The sequence below is a fragment of the Citrobacter sp. NCU1 genome (assembly GCF_010231475.1).
Lineage (GTDB): Bacteria > Pseudomonadota > Gammaproteobacteria > Enterobacterales > Enterobacteriaceae > Citrobacter_D.
In genome coordinates, this window is record NZ_NRDO01000121.1 from 1 (window position 1) to 5750 (window position 5750).

The 5750-nt window shown below is 46.2% G+C and carries 7 protein-coding genes; all 7 read left to right on the plus strand.

Translation table 11 applies throughout. The features are described from left to right. Nucleotides 1–281: 281 nt before the first annotated feature. The 7 genes from CJP72_RS25295 to CJP72_RS24775 all read left to right on the plus strand — a co-directional run bounded on the left by CJP72_RS25295 (nt 282) and on the right by CJP72_RS24775 (nt 5515). Nucleotides 282–677: a hypothetical protein gene (locus CJP72_RS25295; RefSeq protein ID WP_193568884.1), complete on the plus strand. Its 396-nt coding sequence runs from the start codon at nt 282–284 to the stop codon at nt 675–677. After that, nucleotides 667–1008, plus strand: coding sequence for a hypothetical protein (locus tag CJP72_RS24750; protein ID WP_162383875.1), 342 nt, complete (start codon nt 667–669; stop codon nt 1006–1008). The genes CJP72_RS25295 and CJP72_RS24750 overlap by 11 nt, the downstream gene beginning before the upstream one ends. 727 nt (nt 1009–1735) lie before the next feature. Further along, nucleotides 1736–1906, plus strand: coding sequence for a hypothetical protein (locus CJP72_RS24755; protein ID WP_162383876.1), 171 nt, complete (start codon nt 1736–1738; stop codon nt 1904–1906). A gap of 7 nt (nt 1907–1913) precedes the next feature. After that, nucleotides 1914–2261: a hypothetical protein gene (locus tag CJP72_RS24760; protein ID WP_162383877.1), complete on the plus strand. Its 348-nt coding sequence runs from the start codon at nt 1914–1916 to the stop codon at nt 2259–2261. Nucleotides 2262–2284: 23 nt separating this feature from the next. Beyond that, nucleotides 2285–3322, plus strand: a complete 1038-nt coding sequence (locus CJP72_RS24765; RefSeq protein WP_162383878.1) for a major capsid protein E — start codon at nt 2285–2287, stop codon at nt 3320–3322. A 130-nt stretch (nt 3323–3452) separates the two neighbouring features. Then, a complete protein-coding gene (locus CJP72_RS24770) occupies nt 3453–3644 on the plus strand; it encodes a hypothetical protein (RefSeq protein WP_162383879.1) in 192 nt (63 codons plus the stop codon). Then, on the plus strand, nt 3644–5515 hold the full coding sequence (locus CJP72_RS24775; protein ID WP_238340174.1) for a hypothetical protein: 1872 nt from the start codon (nt 3644–3646) through the stop codon (nt 5513–5515). The genes CJP72_RS24770 and CJP72_RS24775 overlap by 1 nt, the downstream gene beginning before the upstream one ends. Nucleotides 5516–5750 lie beyond the last annotated feature (235 nt).

The following is a 5750-nucleotide window of genomic DNA, read 5'->3' on the forward strand; positions in this document are numbered from 1 at the left end:
AAGATCCGATATGGTGACATTATCGAACGTTCTGGATGTTCGCAAGGCGGCGTAATGTTCTGGCTACATTCTCTTAAATCTTTCGGGGTGATCGATTTTAAAGAAGCTGGCTATTTCGATGTAACAATAAAATCTATGATCTCGGATTATGAGATCATTTATTCAAACGACTAAATAACAATCTACGGGAAACTTTATGATAACTGCATTATGGTGGTTCACCATATTCTATGGCGTTTACGTTATGACAAGGTACGGACGTTTCCCAGATAAGGAACGCAATGGGAAAACGAAAACGTAACGTAGTTACAACACTTGAACGAAACGCACAATCATTATTACAAATATCTGATTTTCAAAAACTATCTCGCCTTTCGAAGGAATACAATTCTGTCCCTGGTGAATGGCAAACTGCAATAATTGAAGAGAATAGCCCTGCAATGTCTCCTGAAGAGATGGGCGCATTACAGGATATTCTCAATAGCTGCCCTGGTGCATTCTGGAAACCCAGGAAGATAAAAGTCTTCAACGTGAATTCTTCGAATCTCCACAAATGGCAAATTCTTAACTTCTCCTCATATGAACATTATTGCGGCTGGCTTTCGGTAAATCACCTTAACAATTTAACCCGCGACTTTGACGCCCTATTTGATATCAAGGAACATTATGACTCTTAACACTATGAATACCGTGAACACTCTACTTAATTCTTTCCACGAGAATTGGCACCTACCTATACTTGAGCTGGTTAATCATGCATGGTGTGGCAGAACGCCAGAGGCGCTGTTATGCGCCGTTAAACAGACAGAGCAGGGGATAGATGCACTGGAGCATTTGAACGCTTCTGTAGAGCGTTTGGTGAAGCGCGAAAGGAGCACCATCACCCCGGAAGAGGCTTGGCGCGTAGCTAACGATCTCGAAGAGTTGGCCTGTTCTTTACAATACATCACCGCTGAACTTGCGGATCTGGCAATCGACATTGCCGAGGAATGCGCTTTATGCGATTGATGAAATAAAAATGATAAAAGTTATCATTTGCACTTGCATTTATGTCACTTTTATGTTAAAGTAGTATTAGGGTATCTATAAACGTATCGAATCACGTTTCTCTCCCTTGTATGTCAATACGACTTGCAAACACTATCCCATAGTGTGAGCACTCCAGAGAATGCCGTTTCCCATAGGCGGCGCTCTCTCCTCAATGTATTTCCGTAAAGAATGGGTGATGTTCTTTAGACGGTTGTTTTCTTCTTTGTCGTTCCGAAGGTAATGCACGGTCACATTATTATGTTGTGGTAGTAGTGTGAACAATCACCGTGCATTACCTTTCTTTACGGAAAAGCATTGTGCTTTTTACACCTTATAACCCCGTTAGGATTATAAGCAGTCAGACAATCCCGAAGATGTTTCTTTGTTACGTCTGGCATTCTCTTATTATTGTTCCCAGCGATGATAACGAGATTCCATAGCCTATTATTGCCAGCGTGAAGGGCTTCACGTTTAATAGGCCGCAAAGCACCCCCGATCTTTTTTAATCTCCTTAGATAATAAAACGGGGGTTCTTTTTTTAGATTGTATTCTTAACTTCATTCCTCCTTAAAATGACGTTAACAATGCTTTCTAACAAGGGCATTCTCTCCTGGCGACTTCGGTCGCCATTTTTCGAATGATGAAAAACGAAAATGTTACAACAATAGGAACGAAGCAAATGCTTCTTATGAACAAAGGGGAAAGTATGACGCTTTCCGATGAAACTATTACGGCGGTAGCTCACTTTCTTAAAATATCAAAGAAAGAGCTTCTCAAAGAAACTGAACGCCTATTCACAACCAAAGCAGCTAATAAAGATACATCCTACGGATTGAAAGATAAGTTATCAGCATTAGCGGCGAAAAATAAGGACTGATAACACAATGTCATTTAACGACCTAATCCGCGCAAAAGTGGTTTGCTATGCCGCAGACGGTATTTTGCAGGATTCTTTAATCAAGCTGGATGCTGGTATTTCTACCGATCTCCCTGTCGGCGCAGTGGTGGACGAAGGCGGTGAATCAGCCGCAAGCACTGGCGCTATTGCCTATGTACTCGTAGAACCAGCGAAAGCCGGGGATAAATACCTGATTGTTGCCAATCCGGTAATGGTGGTTCTGAATGCGGAAGCACTGGAAACATCTCTCGATCACGCTTCTGTCGTGGCAACCCTTTCAGCTAAAGGCTATGTCTTTGCCGATTATGGCACTGTTGCACTGCGTACCACATAAGATTAATAAGGAATAACAACACAATGTCTTACACCGATCTATTTTCTGGGAAAATGTATGATTTCGCCTCTCCGTTCGATATCAGCGTGGCTCCTAATAATGTCATCTCGAATCTTGGGATTTTCTCGATTGAACATCACCAGCTAAACCGCATTGCGATTGATACCAGTATTATCTCTGATAATCTGACCGCACCGGAACAGCCAGCCTACGCACAAAGCGCCTGGGGTACGGCACGCCGTCCAGAGTTCAGCACTCAGCTTTATGGGCTTCGCTATGTGAACTCTTTAAACTCCGTAACCTCGCGTGATCTGGAACAGTACCGCAGTCGCTCAATTCCTGACGTTGGTGATCAGATTACTCTGGCGCTCGCTGATTTCTCAGCCGCCCAATACAGCCAGATTCAAAACAGTATCGAGCTTGCACTATGTGAAGCACTGTTGGATCTGAAACAGGATAGCGACTACGCCGATCAAGGAAACTTAGACTTCCTTGCAGGTGGTGCTAAAACTCAGTTCACGCTTGATGCAAGCGACACAGCGAACATCTTCGAACAGCTAACGCAGATTAACCGTATTCAGTCGGTAACTCTGGGTGAAGGGCTGGCAAAACAACGCCGTGGTATGGTGATTCTGGCAGCAGGAAAGGCAGCAAGTGCCCTCCGTTACCATTCAAGCATTTCGCAGTTTATGACCTACACCCTGAGCGTTAACAATCCTGATAACTTCTTTACCAAAGTGCAGACCGATAACCCTGGGCTTGAGTCCTGGCAGTTAAACGGTGTTACCGTGATCGATGTTACCGGAATCCCTTCTATTGCCTCCCGCATTGGCGCTGATGGTTTCGTGGCGATCCCACTGCTTGATAACAACGCTTTCACTCTGCATAGCGGTGTGGGTACTCGCCACGCTACACAAGGCAAGGGCGCTGATCTGGTTCATCAATACGTTGTGGTTGATCAACAGTTTGGTTTCCCTTCTATCTGTTCCGAGTCTTCATTCCTGCCGTTCATCCCGCAAGTGGTGGCGCAGTCGATTGTATTTGGTAGCCTGGGCGCTTAATGAGCAATAGACGGTATCTCTTCCCGTCTGGAAATAACAGAAGAGCTTTTAATGAGGGATGCTTACTAACCCACAGCGCAATTGTGGCTCTGGTGGCATCCCTTTTTTGTTTCCAGAATGAGGAAAGATTGTGCAAGTGATTGTAAAAAGCGCGGGGCTTCACCTCGCTGTAAATGCTGAAACAGCAGAAGAGTTATTAAATTTGGCGGGGGTTTGTCGTGTGCTTGATATCGATCACGGTCATCTTCGCCAGTTATTACACCGTGGGCGCAGTGTATCAGATGCTTTGGCCTATCTGGTAAGTAAGAAAGGCGGTGAATAATGTCAGGTGGACTAATTGTTAATACCAGTACCATCCGTAACACGGTGACATTCGCCGTTGATCGTAATTCAATGAAGGAAGCTATGGACGCTTTCGACCAAATTCAGAAGAAAGCCAAAGGCATTAAAGACCCTACTTTGAACATGAAAAAATTCAGTCAAGGGCTAAAGTCTGCTGAAAGAGAATTAGATAAACTGAATAAGAAAGCCTCTAAGCCTCGTAATAGCGATGAACGAGAAAAGGTAAGGGCAGCTAAGGCGCAAACCCGTGTAGAGGCTCAGGCAGCGAAAGAGGCAGCAAGGAGTGCAGCCAGAAGAGAGAAAGCCGAATTGAAGCTCCTCGACACTGCCAGCAGCTTTAAGAGTATGCAGCACTTAACCAACGTCGAACTAACCCAGGCAGCGCTTGCAGCGTCACGGATAACTAAAGCGTACTCCCAGGGTACAATCAGCCTCGCCAGGCAAAACAGCGAGATTAAACGCCTCCAGCAGAGCTACAGACGCATTAACGCAGAACGTAGGGCAGTGGCAAAAGCAGGAGGGGCTAATGTCCTGGCTGGCGGTGGTAAAGCTACAGGGGCGATCTCTGGCTCTCTGATGGGGTTAGGTGGTGGTGCGCTTGCTGGCGCTGGTATCGGTGCGGCGGCTTATGGTGCTTATTCATGGGGCAAAGATGCTGTAACGGCACAGGAAGAGCGTAGCGAAATCGTCGCAAGGGCGAAACTGGGCGGGGTGGACTACAACTTTTTGCAATCGTTAGGTCAGTTTGCACAGGCTAACGGGATTGATTCCGGTATTGGTACGCAGGGAGCCAGAAAAAACCTTGATGTTGGAAAGGATGTTTCTGAAAAGCTGGCAGATGGTGCGCTGAATGCTAAACGTAACAAGCAGGGCCAATGGACAGGAGCGCCAACAGGTATTAACACCGCTTTGAACATGGGCTATACGCCAGAACAGCTTAAAGAATGGGCAAAAAATCCGTTTGGTTTTGTCTCTTCATACACCAATACAATGCAATCTAAAGGATTGAGTGAACAAGAGATTTTACACAATCTTGAAGACCTCGGGGACGATCTCGGACTTTATGCCAAAGCCTTTATGAATGGCGGTAAGGCTCTTACTGATCAGGTGGACGTGCTCAAGCGTAACGGTCAGTGGTTGACCCAGGAACAGCAAGATCAATTAGTGGCGTACCGCAAGTTTAACCAGGAGCTGGACATTCTCACCGATAGCCAGAAGTTGGCATTCTTTGAAGGGTTCATGGAATCCCTCGACCCTGAAACTGTTAAAGAGTGGAAACAAGCCATGCAGGACGCCTTGCCATTCTTTGAGGGTGTCGGACGAGCGGCGGGGGATGCTGCCGTAGGATTGCTTAAACTCTCCAACTGGATCACTGGAAAGCTAAATCTCCTGAACGGTGACAACACCACTAAAGAGGCAGTTAGCCAGCATTACGGCACTACCTCTGCACCTGCACAGCCTGGTGATAATGCTGTAGCTAACGCTTACGGAGCCAGCCAGCCCAACCAGGACGGCACACACCCGCATAACGCCTTTGATACCTTCCGCGAGTGGTGGAACGGTACGAGCGGGGCGCAGGATGTTAGCAGCTACGCACAGAGCACCAACGGTGATTATTCTCCTGTCTCTATGCTGAAACAATCCGCAGCGGCTCCGGCTAAGCCAGCCAATGCACCGATCATGCAGCCTGTAGTGTTGCAGAATCAGCTACCGGAAGGGCTTATCCGTCTAACTATTTCCCCTGATCCAACCTTTGGAAACATGCTTAATGCAACCGTCGATCAGCGCATCAATGACAACAATCAACGTATGGTGCTGGCTGTTTCATCTGGACAAGGGACAGGGGGCTAATTGCCCCCTTTTTGTAAGGAATATAATTAATTGGCAACACCAGGAAGTTTAACAATCGGGGGCGATTCCCGAATCAATTCCACCTCAAACAGTAATAACAGCAGTGCTACCCGTACCAAAGGTGAAAACGGCTTCACCATTATTGCATCTGTGTACAATTCATTCTCAGATAGGTAATGACTCCAACTTATTGATAGTGTTTTATGTTCAGATAATGCCCGATGACTTTGTCATG

Bases quoted from the DNA above. Each gene is read 5' to 3' on its own strand.
- CJP72_RS25295 (WP_193568884.1), top strand. From the start codon at position 282: ATGGGAAAACGAAAACGTAACGTAGTTACAACACTTGAACGAAACGCA.
- CJP72_RS24765 (WP_162383878.1), top strand. From the start codon at position 2,285: ATGTCTTACACCGATCTATTTTCTGGGAAAATGTATGATTTCGCCTCT.
- CJP72_RS24755 (WP_162383876.1), top strand. From the start codon at position 1,736: ATGACGCTTTCCGATGAAACTATTACGGCGGTAGCTCACTTTCTTAAA.
- CJP72_RS24760 (WP_162383877.1), top strand. From the start codon at position 1,914: ATGTCATTTAACGACCTAATCCGCGCAAAAGTGGTTTGCTATGCCGCA.
- CJP72_RS24775 (WP_238340174.1), top strand. From the start codon at position 3,644: ATGTCAGGTGGACTAATTGTTAATACCAGTACCATCCGTAACACGGTG.
- CJP72_RS24750 (WP_162383875.1), top strand. From the start codon at position 667: ATGACTCTTAACACTATGAATACCGTGAACACTCTACTTAATTCTTTC.